The organism is Streptomyces sp. G5(2025), from assembly GCF_049542075.1.
Classification (GTDB): domain Bacteria; phylum Actinomycetota; class Actinomycetes; order Streptomycetales; family Streptomycetaceae; genus Streptomyces.
Map to the genome: position 1 here is coordinate 2,452,692 of NZ_JBMUZT010000006.1, position 14,384 is coordinate 2,467,075.

At 73.7% G+C, this 14,384-nt stretch carries 11 protein-coding genes; 2 read left to right on the plus strand and 9 right to left on the minus strand.

The features are described 5' to 3' along the window. Positions 1-29: 29 nt before the first annotated feature. From ACOBQB_RS21985 to hrcA, 7 genes are all read right to left on the minus strand, one after another. Positions 30-3,242, minus strand: coding sequence for a S41 family peptidase (locus tag ACOBQB_RS21985; protein ID WP_423593862.1), 3,213 nt, complete (start codon positions 3,240-3,242; stop codon positions 30-32). An 82-nt stretch (positions 3,243-3,324) separates the two neighbouring features. After that, positions 3,325-3,963 carry a hypothetical protein gene (locus tag ACOBQB_RS21990; RefSeq protein ID WP_423593863.1) on the minus strand — a complete coding sequence of 213 codons (639 nt, stop codon included), beginning with the start codon at positions 3,961-3,963 and terminating at the stop codon, positions 3,325-3,327. 67 nt (positions 3,964-4,030) lie between these two features. Continuing rightward, positions 4,031-4,423, minus strand: coding sequence for a VOC family protein (locus ACOBQB_RS21995; RefSeq protein ID WP_423593864.1), 393 nt, complete (start codon positions 4,421-4,423; stop codon positions 4,031-4,033). Between the two features lie 20 nt (positions 4,424-4,443). Beyond that, on the minus strand, positions 4,444-5,184 hold the full coding sequence (locus tag ACOBQB_RS22000; RefSeq protein ID WP_423593865.1) for a 16S rRNA (uracil(1498)-N(3))-methyltransferase: 741 nt from the start codon (positions 5,182-5,184) through the stop codon (positions 4,444-4,446). Beyond that, entirely contained in the window at positions 5,181-6,263 is a 1,083-nt protein-coding gene (locus ACOBQB_RS22005) for a nitronate monooxygenase (protein WP_423593866.1), read from the minus strand. The genes ACOBQB_RS22000 and ACOBQB_RS22005 overlap by 4 nt, the downstream gene beginning before the upstream one ends. A 470-nt stretch (positions 6,264-6,733) precedes the next feature. Beyond that, positions 6,734-7,873: a molecular chaperone DnaJ gene (gene dnaJ, locus ACOBQB_RS22010; protein ID WP_423593867.1), complete on the minus strand. Its 1,140-nt coding sequence runs from the start codon at positions 7,871-7,873 to the stop codon at positions 6,734-6,736. After that, entirely contained in the window at positions 7,874-8,890 is a 1,017-nt protein-coding gene (hrcA, locus tag ACOBQB_RS22015; RefSeq protein WP_423598662.1) for a heat-inducible transcriptional repressor HrcA, read from the minus strand. A 207-nt stretch (positions 8,891-9,097) separates the two neighbouring features. Between hrcA and ACOBQB_RS22020 the strand changes: the two genes are divergently transcribed. Together ACOBQB_RS22020 and ACOBQB_RS22025 are read left to right on the plus strand one after the other, a co-directional pair. Beyond that, complete coding sequence (locus tag ACOBQB_RS22020) at positions 9,098-9,868, plus strand: MBL fold metallo-hydrolase (RefSeq protein WP_423593868.1); 771 nt, start codon at positions 9,098-9,100, stop codon at positions 9,866-9,868. A gap of 35 nt (positions 9,869-9,903) precedes the next feature. Then, a complete protein-coding gene (locus ACOBQB_RS22025; protein ID WP_423593869.1) occupies positions 9,904-10,785 on the plus strand; it encodes a DUF3097 domain-containing protein in 882 nt (293 codons plus the stop codon). A 149-nt stretch (positions 10,786-10,934) separates the two neighbouring features. Here the strand turns inward: ACOBQB_RS22025 and hemW are convergent, their stop codons facing one another. Together hemW and ACOBQB_RS22035 are read right to left on the minus strand one after the other, a co-directional pair. Then, positions 10,935-12,167 (minus strand): radical SAM family heme chaperone HemW, encoded by a 1,233-nt coding sequence (gene hemW / locus ACOBQB_RS22030; RefSeq protein ID WP_423593870.1) that lies wholly within the window; start codon positions 12,165-12,167, stop codon positions 10,935-10,937. Positions 12,168-12,245: 78 nt separating this feature from the next. Beyond that, the gene (locus tag ACOBQB_RS22035; RefSeq protein ID WP_423593871.1) at positions 12,246-14,165 is read right to left on the minus strand and encodes a SpoIIE family protein phosphatase; all 1,920 of its coding nucleotides are present in this window, start codon (positions 14,163-14,165) and stop codon (positions 12,246-12,248) included. Between the last annotated feature and the right edge of the window lie 219 nt (positions 14,166-14,384).

The following is a 14,384-nucleotide window of genomic DNA, read 5'->3' on the forward strand; positions in this document are numbered from 1 at the left end:
GCGGCGGGCCGCCGGGGCGCGGACACGGTCTACGGCGTCCAGGGCAGGTCCGGCGCGCTCTTGGCGGGGTGCTCCGCCAGCGCGGCGAGCGCGATGCGCACCGCCTCGTCCAACTGCGGGTCGCGGCCCGCCGCGTAGTCGTCCGGGGTCATCACGACCTCGACGTCGGGGTCGACGCCGTGGTTCTCCACCCCCCACTCCTCGCCCTCCGTCCAGAACGCGTACTTCGGCTGCGTCACCAGCGTGCCGTCGACCAGGTGGTAGCGGCTGTCGATGCCGACGACGCCGCCCCACGTGCGGGTGCCGACCACGGGTCCGATGCCGAGCGCCCGGATCGCCGCGTTGACGATGTCGCCGTCGGACCCGGAGAACTCGTTGGCGACGGCGACGACGGGCCCGCGCGGCGCGTCCAGGGGGTAGCTGAGGGGCCGTGAGCCGCGCGGCAGGTCCCAGCCGACCACGCGGCGCGCCAGCTTCTCCACGACGAGCTGGGAGGTGTGGCCGCCGCGGTTCTCGCGGACGTCGACCACCAGGCCCTCGCGGGCGACCTCGACGCGCAGGTCCCGGTGGATCTGCGCCCAGCCCGGCGCCTGCATGTCGGGGACGTGGAGGTAGCCGAGGCGGCCGCCCGAACGCTCGTGGACGTAGGCCCGCCGGTCCGCGACCCAGGCGTGGTAGCGCAGCGGCACCTCGTCGTCGACGGGGACGACCACGGCGTGCCGGGGGTCGCCGCCGCCCGAGGGCGAGACGGTCAGCTCGACGGGCTTGCCCGCGGTGCCGACGAGCAGCGGTCCCGGGCCGGTCACGGGGTCGACGGGCCGTCCATTGACCTCGATCAGCGCGTCGCCGGGGCGGACCGCGACGCCGGGCGCCGCCAGCGGGGAGCGCGCGGCGGGGTCGGAGGTCTCCGAGGGCAGGACGCGGTCGACACGCCACAGGCCGTCCTCGCCCCGCGAGAGGTCCGCGCCGAGGAGCCCCTGCCGGAGCCCCGAGCCGCCGCCCGAGCCGCCGGGGACGACGTACGCGTGCGAGGTGCCCAGCTCGCCCTGGACCTCCCAGAGCAGGTCGACGAGGTCGTCGTGGGTGGCGACACGGTCGAGCACGGGGCGGTAGCGCTCCAGTACGCCGTCCCAGTCGACGCCGCCCATGTCGGGCCGCCAGAAGTTGTCCCGCATGAGGCGGCCCGTCTCGTCGTACATCTGACGCCACTCGGCGGCCGGGTCGACGGTGTGGCGGATGCGGGTCAGGTCGACGGAGATGTTCGAGTCGCTGTCCTCGTCGCCGGAGGCGCGCCGGTCGCTGGGCACCACCTTCAGCTTGCCGTCGGTCCACAGCAGGGCCCGCTTGCCGTCGCCGGTGACCGCGAAGTGGTCGGCGTCGGCGGCCAGTTCCTCCACGCGGCGCTGGGCGAGGTCGTACCGCTCCAGCTCGGTGTGCGGCTCCGGGTCGGACGGGGTGGCCCGGGAGGCGCCGAGCACGCCCCGCACCGGGTGGCGCAGCCAGAGCAGGCCGTCCTTGGCGGCGCGCAGCGTCGTATAGCGGGCGGCCTCGACGGGGAACGCGACGATGCGGTCGGCGAGCCCGTCGAAGTCGACGCGGGTGACGGGCGCGCCCTCGCTGTCGGGCGTCTCGGCGCCGGGGCTGTCCTGCCCCTCGAAGGGCCGGCCGTGCCGCTGCGGCCCGAACGGGGACGGCGTGGTCGCGGCGAGCGTGAGGAGGTACGGGCGGGAGCCGCCGACGAAGGCGAGGTCGAAGACGTGCTCGTCGTAGACCGGGTCGAAGGCGCGGGCGGAGAGGAAGGCGAGGTGCTTGCCGTCGAGCGTGAACGCCGGCGAGTAGTCGCGGAAGCGCAGCGGGGTCGCCTCGGCCACCGACAGGTCGGCGGTGCCCGCGAGCTTGAGCTGCCGCAGCGGGCTCGGGCCGGGGTGCGACCAGGCGAGCCAGGCGGAGTCCGGTGAGAAGACGAGTCCGGTGACCTCGCCGTCCTCGCTGCGGTCGACCTCGCGGACCTCGCCGCTCTCCCGCTCGACGAGCAGGACGCGCCCGTCGTGCGAGGCGACGGCGGCGCGGCTGCCGTCCGGCGACATGGCGAGCCCGAGGACCCGGCCGAGCTGCCCGGCGGCGAGCCTGCGCGGGGTCGCGCCGGGCGCGGGGCCGGTGGCCGGGGCGAACTCCAGCGCCTCGTCGCCCTCGGCGTCGGTCACCCACACGACGTGCTCCTCGCCCGCCACGCGGAAGGTGCGGGGCAGCCGGGCGCGCACGCCCGGCGTGGCGGCGAGCGCGCGGGCCGGGCCCTCGCGGTGCGTGACCCAGTGCACGGAGCCGCGTACGGAGACGGCGCTGCCGCGGCCGGTGTGGTCGGGCGCGGCGGACCCGAACCAGCGGGCGGCGGACACGGGGTGCGGCTGGAGGTCGGTGCGCTGGCCGCCGAGGCGGATGTCGAGGGGGCGCGGCTCGGCGTCGGCCAGGTCGTCCAGAAGCCAGAGCCGGCCGGCGCTCATGTAGATCACGCGGGTGCCGTCGGTGGCGGCGTGCCGGGCGTAGAAGCCGTCGAGAGGCGTGTGGCGGCGCAGGTCGGAGCCGTCGGGCAGGCAGGAGTAGAGGGCGCCGACGGCCTCGTGGTCGGAGAGGAAGGCGACCCGGTCCCCCACCCACAGCGGGTACTCGATGTTCCCGCCGAGCTCTTCATGGAGGCGTACGAACTCCGTGTCCGCCGCCTCGCGGAGCCACAGCTTGCCCGCGGTGCCGCCCCGGTACCGCTTCCACCAGGCGGCCTCACGGCCCAGGGGCGCGGAGGTCAGCAGGACCTGCCCGTCGGGGCCGTGCGTGGCGTTGCCGACGAGGCCGTAGGGCAGGGTGGCGGCGGGTCCGCCGTCCAGCGGGACGGCCCGCGCCCAGCAGCGGCTCCAGGAGGCCTGGCCCGCGGCGGAGACCGTGAGAACCTTCCCGTCGGGGGTCCAGCCGCGCACGCCCGTCTTCCAACTGCCCCAGTACGTCAGCCGCTTGGAGGGGCCGCCGTCGACGGGCGCGATGTGCACCTCGGGCGCCCCGTCGCGGGTGGACGTCCAGGCGACGGTGGTGCCGTCCGGGGAGACGCGGGGATGGTTCACGGGCGTGTTGTCGGCGCTGACCCGCCAGGCGCGGCCCCCGTCGAGGGGGGCGACCCAGACGTCGTCCTCAGCCGTGAACGTGGCCAACTCGCCGTGGATGTGCGGATACCGGAGGTACGCAGTCTGTGTCACACCGTCCAGCGTAGGCAGGCGCCGGGCGGCCCGGAAGCGGTTTGGATCACTTCGGCCGGGGTGGACCGCCCGGCGGGCCACGTCACTTCCCCGGCAGGCAGTCGCAGGTCGGGGGCGGCGGGTCCGGGGTGACGGTCACCGTCACGGTCACGGTGGGGCGGGGCTCGGGCGGGTCGTGGGAGGGCGGCGGCGGGGAGGAACCGGGCGGGGCCGGGGTCGGCGTCCCGCCGCCACCGTCACCGTCGCCGGCACCGCAGTTGCCGAGCACGTCGACCCGGAACCACTCCTTGCCGTCGACCTTGGCGGTGAGGTCGCCGCGTACGCAGCGGTCGTCGACGAGGGAGGACACCTTGCCCTTGATGGTGATGTCTTTGTTGCCGTCGTTGCCGTCGTTGCCGTCGTTGCCGTCGTTGCCGCCGGTCTCGCCCTGGCAGTCCACCTCCACGACGGTCTTCTCCGTGGGCCCGCCGCTCTTCGGGGTCACCCGGTCCTGGTAGCGGGCGGTGCAGCTGAGCCACGCCACGTCGAGCTTCTGGCGCTCCAGCTCCTTGGTGCCCATCCGGTCGGTGGTGAGCGCGACCGCCGCCGTGTTCAGATCGCCGTTCGCGGGGTCGCACGCGGTGACGCCGAGCGCGGCCGCGCCGGCGAGCCCCACGGCGTACAGGACCGGCCTGCGCCGCTGCCACGCGTTCCGTTGCGGTAACCGCCTCAAAGCCCCCATGGGCGGCAGAATGCCACTCCGTACGCCGGGGCGGTAGACCGCTCGCGCATACGCCCGCTAAATCCGGTCAGCCGCGCAGCAGCAGCCACTCCTGGAGCTCCACCACATTGCCCTCCGGGTCCTTGAGGTGGGCGACGCGCATGCGGTCCGTCATCGGCGCGGGTCCGTGCGCGAGGACGGCTCCGCGGGCGACGATCTGTTCGCAGTACGCGTCCAGGTCGTCGACGCGCAGCACCACCAGGGAGCGGTGCCCGGTCGCCGCCTCGCCCAGTTCGCCGAGGATCCCGGCCATCGTCGCCCGGTCATGCAACGCGATGCCCGCCGAGCCGACGGCCGGGCTGAACTTCTCGTACGGGCCGTCCTGCGCGCCCGACTGCGGCTTCAGGCCGAGGACGTCGGCGTAGAAGCGGTAGCAGGCGGGGAAGTCCGTGACGAGCAGGCGTACCTGAGCGAGTTCCAACGCGTCCCCCAGAGGGTCGGTCAGGACCAGCGGCCCGTGCGTCCGAGCAGCAGCGCCGTCGCCGCGGTCCCCGCGGTCGATGTGCGCAACACACTACGTCCGAGGCGGTACGGCTTCGCGCCCGCCGCGGCGAAGGCCGCCAACTCGTCCGGGGAAACGCCACCTTCGGGCCCGACGACGAGCACGATGCGACCGCTCGCCGGGAGTCCGGCGGTGGCCAGCGGCTCGCTGCCCTCCTCATGCAGGACGGCCGCGAAGTCGGCGTCCGCGAGGAGGGCGGCGACCTGCTTGGTGGACGCCGCGTCCGCGACCTCGGGGAAGCGCACCCGGCGCGACTGCTTGCCCGCCTCGCGCGCGGTCGCCCGCCACTTGGCCAGCGCCTTCAGGCCGCGCTCGCCCTTCCACTGCGTGATGCAGCGCGACGCGGCCCACGGCACGACCGCGTCGACACCGGTCTCCGTCATGGTCTCGACGGCGAGCTCCCCGCGGTCCCCCTTCGGCAGCGCCTGTACGACGGTGACGCGGGGCGAGGCCTCGGGCTCCTCGGTCACGGGGTCCATCCGTACGACGAGCCGGTCCTTGCCCTCGGTGTCGAGGACCACGCAGTGCGCCCACCGTCCGGCGCCGTCGGTCAGGACGACGTCCTCACCGGCGTGCAGCCGCTTCACCGAGACCGCGTGGCGCCCCTCGGGGCCGTCGAGTACGTACCGTCCACCACGGTCCGCGTCGAAGTGCTCGACGACGAAGACGGGGGCGGTCACGCGGCGCCGCCCTGATCCTCGGCGGCCAACGCGTCCTCGGCCTCGGCGAGTTCGGCCGCGAGGACCTCCACGAGCTGCCCGGCGGGCAGCTCCCGGGCGAGCCGGTGGCCCTGCCCGGCCCACAGGGCCATGCCCTGCGCGTCACCGGCCTTCGCGGCGGCCTTGCGCAGGCCGCTGGTCAGGTGGTGCACCTGGGGGTAGGCGGCGGGGGCGTACGGGCCGTGCTCGCGCATGAAGCGGTTGACGAGGCCGCGCGCGGGCCGCCCGGAGAACGCCCGGGTCAGCTCGGTCCGCACGAACAACGGATTGGTCATGGCCTGCTTGTGCAGGGCGTGGGCGCCCGACTCGGGCGTGACCAGGAACGCCGTGCCGAGCTGCGCGGCGTCCGCGCCCGCCGCGAGGACCGCGGCGATCTGCGCGCCGCGCATCAGGCCGCCGGTGGCGACCAGGGGGATCTGCGCGGTCTCGCGGATCTGCGTGATGAGGGAGAGCAGCCCGATCCCGGCGCCGTCGGCCTCGGGGTTGTCGCGATGGGTGCCCTGATGGCCACCCGCCTCGACGCCCTGCACGCACACGGCGTCGGCGCCGGCCCACTGGGCGGCCTGGGCCTCTTCCGGCGTGGTGACGGTGACGACGGTGAGGGTGCCGACGCGCGCGAAGGAGTCCAGCACGTCGCGGGTGGGGCACCCGAAAGTGAAGGAGACGACCGGCACCGGGTCGTCGAGCAGGATCGCGAGCTTGGCGTCGTACCCGTCGTCGCGCCCGCTGTCCGGGTCGCCGAGCTGCGTCTCGTACCAGGTGGCCTCACCGGCGAGCTGGCTGCGGTAGACGTCGATCGCGGCGGCGTCCGCGGTGTCCGGCTGCGGCATGAAGAGGTTGACGCCGAAGGGCCGCGAGGTCAGGCCCCGCAGCTGCTTGATCTCCTGGTACATCCCGTCGGCGGTCTTGTACCCGGCGGCGAGGAAACCCAGGGCGCCGGCCTCACAGACGGCCGCGGCCAACTGCGGACAGGACGCGCCGCCCGCCATGGGGGCCTGCACGATCGGATGGCGGCAGAGATCGGTCAGTGCGGAGGACATGCACGCATCGTGCCACGCCCAACACAACCAACCGAATCGAGCCGCCGGCCCCCCAGGCCCCCGCTGGGGCCGCGCCCCCTAAGGGGCGCGAGGAACAGCGCGAACAACCACACACAACCCGCACAGACAGACCACGGAGACGCCCCATCAGGGGCGCGGGGAACTGCGCGAGCAACCCACGACACCCCGCACAAGACAGACAACACAGGCACCCCACCCAGGGGCGCGGGGAACTGCGCGAGCAACCACAGACGCCCCGCACAGACAGACCACGGAGACGCCCCATCAGGGGCGCGGGGAACTGCGCGAGCAACCCACGACACCCCGCACAAGACAGACAACACAGGCACCCCACCCAGGGGCGCGGGGAACTGCGCGAGCAACCACACACAACCCGCGCGCAGACAACAAAGCGCCCCCGGCACGGGAGAGAACCCGCCCCGGGGGCACAACAAATCCCGCTCAAGGCGCTACCGCCCGTTGAACGCGTCCTTCAGTCGCGAGAACAACCCCTGCTGCCCCGGCTGGAACTGCCCCGTAGGCCGCTCCTCACCCCGCAGCTGCGCCAGCTCCCGCAGCACCCGCTCCTGCTCGGCGTCGAGCTTGGTCGGCGTAAGGACCTCGACGTGCACGATGAGGTCACCGCGCCCACCGCCCCGCAGATGCGTGACGCCACGCCCATGCAGCGGCACCGACTGACCGGACTGCGTGCCCGGCCGGATGTCGATCTCCTCCAGGCCGTCCAGCGTCTCCAACGGCACCTTCGTGCCGAGGGCCGCCGCGGTCATCGGGATGGTGACCGTGCAGTGCAGATCGTCACCGCGCCGCTGGAAGACGGCGTGCGGCAGCTCATGGATCTCCACGTACAGGTCACCGGCGGGACCGCCACCGGGCCCGACCTCGCCCTCACCGGCGAGCTGGATCCTGGTGCCGTTGTCGACACCGGCCGGGATCTTCACCGTCAGCGTCCGCCGCGACCGGATGCGGCCGTCACCGGCGCACTCGGGGCACGGCGTCGGCACGACGGTGCCGAAGCCCTGGCACTGCGGGCACGGCCGCGAGGTCATGACCTGTCCGAGGAAGGACCGCGTGACCTGCGACACCTCACCGCGACCGCGGCACATGTCACACGTCTGAGCGGAGGTCCCCGGCGCGGCTCCCTCACCGCTACAGGTCGTACAGACCACGGCCGTATCGACCTGGATGTCCTTGGTCGTCCCGAAGGCGGCCTCGTCGAGGTCGATCTCCAGCCGGATCATGGCGTCCTGGCCGCGACGCGTACGCGACCGCGGTCCCCGCTGCGACGCCGTCCCGAAGAACGCGTCCATGATGTCGGAGAAGTTGCCGAAGCCACCGGCGCCGAAGCCGCCCGCGCCTCCGCCGCCGCCCGCCTGGGACAGCGGGTCGCCGCCGAGGTCGTAGACCTGCTTCTTCTGCGGGTCCGACAACACCTCGTACGCGGCGTTGATCTCCTTGAAGCGCTCCTGAGTCTTCGGATCCGGATTCACATCCGGGTGAAGCTCACGCGCCAGCCTCCGGAAGGCCTTCTTGATCTCGTCCTGGGAAGCGTCGCGGCGCACGCCGAGTACGGCGTAGTAGTCCGTGGCCACTTACGACTCCGCCAGGATCTGTCCGACGTAACGTGCCACTGCGCGTACTGCTCCCATCGTTCCCGGATAGTCCATGCGGGTCGGTCCGACCACGCCTAGTTTGGCGACTGCCTCGCTGCCCGAACCGTAGCCGACCGAGACCACGGAGGTGGAGCTGAGGCCCTCATGGGCGTTCTCGTGACCGATCCGTACGGTCATGCCCGAATCCGTCGCCTCGCCAAGCAACTTGAGGAGCACGACCTGCTCCTCAAGGGCTTCGAGAACGGGGCGGATCGTGAGGGGAAAGTCATGTCCGAAGCGGGTGAGATTGGCGGTGCCGCCGATCATCAGCCGCTCCTCGGTCTCCTCGACAAGCGTTTCGAGGAGGGTGGAGAGCACCGTCGAGACGGTGCCGCGGTCCTCGGCCTCGAAGGCCTCGGGCAGGTCCTGCACCAGCTGCGGGACGTCCGCGAAGCGGCGGCCCGCGACCCTGCTGTTGAGCCGCGCCCGCAGATCCGCGAGCGACGTCTCCCCGAAGGGCGCCGGACAGTCGATCATGCGCTGCTCGACCCGGCCGGTGTCGGTGATCAGGACGAGCATCAGGCGCGCGGGAGCGAGCGAGAGCAGCTCCACGTGCCGCACGGTCGACCGCGTCAGCGAGGGGTACTGCACGACGGCGACCTGCCGGGTCAGCTGCGCGAGCAGCCGCACCGTGCGCCCCACGACGTCGTCGAGGTCGACGGCGCCGTCGAGGAAGTTCTGGATGGCGCGCCGCTCGGGGGCGGTCATCGGCTTGACGCCGGCGAGCTTGTCGACGAACAGGCGGTAGCCCTTGTCCGTCGGGATGCGCCCCGCGCTGGTGTGGGGCTGGGCGATGAACCCTTCCTCCTCCAGCGCCGCCATGTCGTTGCGGACCGTGGCCGGGGAGACGCCGAGTCGGTGCCGCTCGGTGAGCGCCTTGGAGCCGACCGGCTCCTCCGTCCCGACATAGTCGTGGACGATGGCGCGCAGCACTTCGAGCCTGCGTTCACTGAGCATCGCGCGCACCTCCAGCACGTCATCCGTCGCGGTGATCCCCGGCGTGGACCCCTGCCTGGCACTCAACGCGGGTGAGTGCCAGCCTGTCAAAGGGTCAGTGTACGGGCGTCGGGTACGGACCCGGCAAGGCCGGACCCGGACCCCGTTGCTCATGCCCGGAGGCTGGTTGGTCATGCCAGGCGCCGCCGCAGCGGTTAGCGTCACCGTATGGACGTGGAGCCGGCATGGGAAGCGGCGGGCTGGGAGCGACTCGCACCGCGCGTGGGGCGGTGCCGCCTGCCGGTGTGGGACTGCACGGCGGGGCTCGTCGTCGGTGACGGGGCGGCCCTGATGATCGACGCCGGGTCGAGCCTGGCCGAGGGCGCGGCCCTGCGGACGCGGGCCAGAGAGCTCCTCGGCGGCGGTCGCCGCGTGACGCATCTCGCGTTGACGCATCCGCACTTCGACCATGTCCTTGGGGCCGCGGCCTTCGCGGGCGTGGAGGTGTACGGGGCTGTGGGCATCGACACGGTTCTCGACAAGGGCCGTGAGGAGCTGTGCGCGGACGCGGTGCGGCACGGCCTGGACCCGCGGGCGGCGGCGGAGGCGGTGGACCTCCTTGTCCACCCCCATCACCTGGTGTGCGGGGAGTGGACGCTCGACCTCGGCGGCGGCGTCCAGGTCCTCCTCGCGAACGTCGGCCCCGGCCACTCGGGCCACGACCTGGCGGTCCTGGTCCCCGGCGGGGACGGCGGAGACGGCGGGGACGGCGGGGACGGCGAGCGGGAGATCGTCTTCTGCGGCGACCTCGTCGAGGAGTCGGGCGAACCGCAGGCCGGCCCGGACGCGGTGTCCTCGCGGTGGCCGGCGGCGCTGGACCGGCTCCTGGAGCTGGGCGGCGAGGACGCGCGGTACGTGCCGGGGCACGGTGCGGTGGTGGATGCGGCTTATGTCCGTGCGCAGCGCGCCACACTGGCGGCGATTTCCGGCGTGTCGTGACGGATGGCCCGCCCGTTCTTCCTATCGTCGGCAGAATGCGCCCACCCGTCTCCCGCCACCACCCCTCCGAGGGCCCTCCGGGCCCGCAGCGCCGTCTGTACTCCGCCGATCTCACGCCCCCCTGGAAGAAGCCGAAGCCCGTACCGGAGGTGGCGGCGGACGCCGGCCTCGTGGTGGAGGAGCTGAGCACCGGTTTCTGCGGGGCGGTGATCCGCTGCGAGAAGACCGCGCAGGGCCCGACGGTGACCCTGGAGGACCGCTTCGGCAAGCACCGCGTCTTTCCGATGGAGCCGCGGGGGTTTCTCCTGGAGGGCAGGACGGTGACGCTGGTGCGCCCGGCCGCGGCCCCCGGCGCGAGTGCGCCGGTACGTCCCTCGCGCACCGCCTCCGGTTCGGTGGCGGTCCCCGGGGCGCGGGCCAGAGTCGCCCGCGCGGGACGCATCTACGTCGAGGGGCGCCACGACGCCGAACTCGTCGAGCGGGTCTGGGGCGACGACCTGCGCGTCGAGGGCGTCGTCGTCGAGTACCTGGAGGGGATCGACGACCTCCCGGCGGTCGTCGCCGACTTCTCCCCCGGCCCCGACGCACGCCTCGGCGTCCTCGTGGACCACCTGGTGCCCGGCTCCAAGGAGTCCCGCATCGCGGCGGAGGTCACCGGCGACCACGCCCTGATCGTCGGCCACCCCTACATCGACGTGTGGGAGGCGGTGAAGCCGTCCTCGGTGGGCATCGAGGCGTGGCCCCGGGTGCCGCGGGGGCAGGACTGGAAGACGGGCGTCTGCCGGGCGCTGGGCTGGCCGGAGAACACGGGGGCGGCGTGGCAGCGGATCCTCGGCTCGGTGCGCAGCTACAAGGATCTGCGGCCGGAGCTGCTGGGCAGAGTGGAAGAACTGATCGACTTCGTGACGCATCCATAGCGGGCGGGTCTGCTGCCGGGTGTGTGGGTGCGGGACGGGTCGGCTGCCGGGCAAACGGGCGGGTGGGTGGGAGACCGCTGCCGGGTGGCGCGGCCGGGCAGGACGGCTCACCGCCGGTCGTGTGCCCCGCGGCCCAGCACCCGGCGCCGCTAATCCACCAGCTCCCGGACCACCGCGTCCGCCAGCAACCGCCCCCGCAACGTCAGCACCGCCCGCCCCGCCGCGTACGGCGCCGCCTCCAGCAGCCCCTCGTCCCGGGCCTTGCGCGAGGCGGCGAGCCCGGCCTCCTTCAACAGAGTCAACGGGCAGCCCTCCACGAGCCGTAGCTCCAGCAGGATCCGCTCCACCCGCCGGTCCTCCTCGGAGAGGACCTCACGCCCGGCCCCCGGCGACCGGCCGCCGGCCAGGGCCGCCGCGTACGCCCCGGGATGCTTCACGTTCCACCATCGCACGCCCCCGGCATGGCTGTGCGCGCCGGGCCCGGCGCCCCACCAGTCGGCGCCGCGCCAGTACAGCTCGTTGTGCAGGCAGCGCCCCGCCGCGGACGTGGCCCAGTTCGACACCTCGTACCAGGAGAAGCCCGCCCGGCCGAGGACCTCGTCGGCGATGAGGTACCGGTCGGCGTGGACGTCGTCGTCCGTCATCGGCACCTCCCCGCGCCGGATGCGCCGCGCGAGCTGCGTGCCCTCCTCGACGATCAGCGCGTAGGCACTGACGTGGTCGGGCCCGGCGCCGAGCGCCGCGTCCAGCGTGGCCCGCCAGTCGTCGTCCGTCTCGCCCGGGGTGCCGTAGATGAGGTCGAGGTTCACATGGTCGAACCCGGCCGCCCGCGCCTCGGCGACGCAGGCCTCGGGCCGCCCCGGCGTATGCGTACGGTCGAGGACCTTCAGCACGTGCTGCTTCGCGCTCTGCATGCCGAAGGAGACGCGGTTGAACCCGCCCTCCCGCAGCTCCGCCAGATACGCCTCGTCGACCGACTCGGGGTTCGCCTCGGTCGTGATCTCCGCGTCGTCCGCGAGACCGAACTCGTCCCGTACGGCCGCCAGCATCCGTACGAGATCACCCGCGGCCAGCAGCGTCGGCGTACCGCCCCCGACGAAGACGGTCCGCACCGGCCGCGGGTCGTCGCCGAGGACCTTCCGCGCGAGCCGCACCTCGTCGGTCAGGGTGTCCGCGTAGTTGTCGCGGGAGGCGAGCACACCGCCGGAGCCGCGCAGCTCGGTGGCGGTGTAGGTGTTGAAGTCGCAGTAGCCGCAGCGCGTGGCGCAGTACGGGACGTGCAGGTAGAAGCCGAGGGGGCGGGAGGCCGCGCCGGCCAGGGCGGACGCGGGCAGCGCGCCGTCCTCGGGCATGGGCTCACCATCGGGCAGTGCGGAAGGCATACCGTCGATTGTCCCGCACCGCCGGAGCGCGAGCGTCAGCTGCACCTACAGCGCCTATGCGCCTATGCGCCTATGCGCCTACTGCGCCTGAAGCACCAGCAGCGCCAGGTCGTCGTCCGGCGGGCGCTCCGAGAACTCGTGCACGAGCCGCCGGATCTCCTCCGCCACGAGCGCCGCGTCGAGCCCCGCGCAGCCGGCGAGGGCCTGCGCCAGGCCGTCGCCGTCGTCGAACTGGAGCCGCCCCGAGCGCCGCTCGGTCACACCGTCCGTGACGCACAGGAGGGTGTCGCCGGTCAGCAGGTCGAAGCTCTCGCTGGTGTACGTCTCGTCGTCGACGACCCCGAGCAGCATCTGCGGGCTCGCCGCCGACCGCACCTGCCCGTCGGGCGACAGGAGCAGCGGCAGCGGGTGCCCGGCGCACGCGAGGGTGCAGCGCACGCCGCCTTCGTGCGGGACCAGCTCGCCGTAGAGGAGGGAGAGGAAGCGTGAGGTGGGGCCGTCGGCCGGTACGCCCTGGCCGCCCGCGACGGCGACGACGGCGGCCGCCGCGTCCGCGGCCTCGGTCGCGTCGTCCAGGAGCAGTTGGTTCAGTCGGTCGAGGACCTCGGCGACCTGGTAGCCCTCGCGGGCGAGGAGCCGCAGCCAGGGCCGGGCGAGGCCGATGACGACGGCGGCCTCGGGGCCCTTGCCCTGGACGTCGCCGAGCGCGAAGCACCAGCGCCCGTCCCCGGCCTGGAAGACGTCGTAGAAGTCGCCGCCGGGGCCGCCCTTGTCCCGCGGCTCGTACACCAGGCCGCTCTGCACGCCGGGGATCCGCGCGACCTTGCTGGGCAGCAGCCCGCGCTGGAGGACGCGGCTGATGTTGGCCTGGCGCTGGTAGCGGCGGGCCGTGCTGACGGCGAGGGCGACGCGGCGGCTGAAGTCCTCGACGAGGCCGGTGACCTCGTCGGGGAAGCGCAGCAGGCCCGCCCGGCCGATGACGAGCGTGCCGAGCGTCCGGCCGCCCGCGGTCAGGCGGTACGCGAGCGCCGTCCCGGACGTCTCGCCCGCCAGCGCCTCGCCGGGCCAGCGAACGGGGAGGGCGCCGGTGCCCGCCGCGTCGGGCAGCTGGGGCGGGTCCTTCTCCAGTACGCGGCGCAGTTCCTCTATGCGCTGCTCGCTGGTGTGCCAGACGCGGGCCAGGCGCGCGCCCGGGCCGCCCGCGGTCGCGCGCGCCGGACCCTCCGAGGCCTCGTCGAGCCAGACCGCGCACCAGTCGGCGAGCCGCGGCACGAGCAGCTGTCCGGCGAGCGCTGCCACCAGGTCCTCGTCGAACTGCCCGGCCAGCAGGTCGGAGGCCTCGGCGAGAAAGCTGAGGGCCCCGCGGTTGACCCACTCCGTGTCGTGCGTGACGCGCTTGGGCAGCGGCGCGAGGATCCCGGCGGCGCGCAGCCCGCGCTTGAGGGCCTGTTCGCTCGCGTACGACTCGCTGTCCTGGTCGGCCGGGACGCCCTCGACGGGCAGCCGGACCCAGACGGTCTTGGTGCCCGTGCGGTAGGTGATGCCCCAGGACTCGGAGAGGCTCGCGACGAGTTGCAGGCCCCGGCCGTACTCGGGGGTGCCGGTGGACGCGGGGCTGCCCTGCTCGCCGCGGACGGCACGGGAGGGGTGGTGGTCGGAGACCTCGATGACGAGGCCGTCGGTGTCCTCGCCGGGCCCGGCCTCGTCGAGGCGGCACAGCAGTTCGACCGCCGTGCCCGCGTGCACCACTGCGTTGGTCACCAGTTCGCTGACGAGGAGCACCGCGTCGTCGACGAGGCGGTCGGTGACGCCGGCCGCCGCGGGTACGCCGAGTTCCGTCCAGTCGGCGAGCGCGGCGCGCACGAAACCGCGCGCGGCGGCGGGCGCCAGCGGGTTCCCGGGCAGGGACGTGCGCACCCCCGCCGGTGGCCCCGGGCGGTCCGGGCCCTCGGCACCGGCACGGAATTCGGTCTCCCGTTGCATCGGAATGGACCCCACGGTGCGGCTCCTGAGCAGTTCGGTCGAATACGCCTCAGGCGACACCGACAGGGTGACAGACTGGCGGCGCCCATAAGCACCGAGTCACCGAAGTGGGCCGCTATGAGTGAGAGCAGTGCTACGCCGGCGCCCGGCACCGGCCGGATTCCCGCCCCGGCGCCGCCCGCGCCGTCCGCGCCGTCCTCCGTGGCCTCGGCACCGTCAGCCGTCACACCCGCG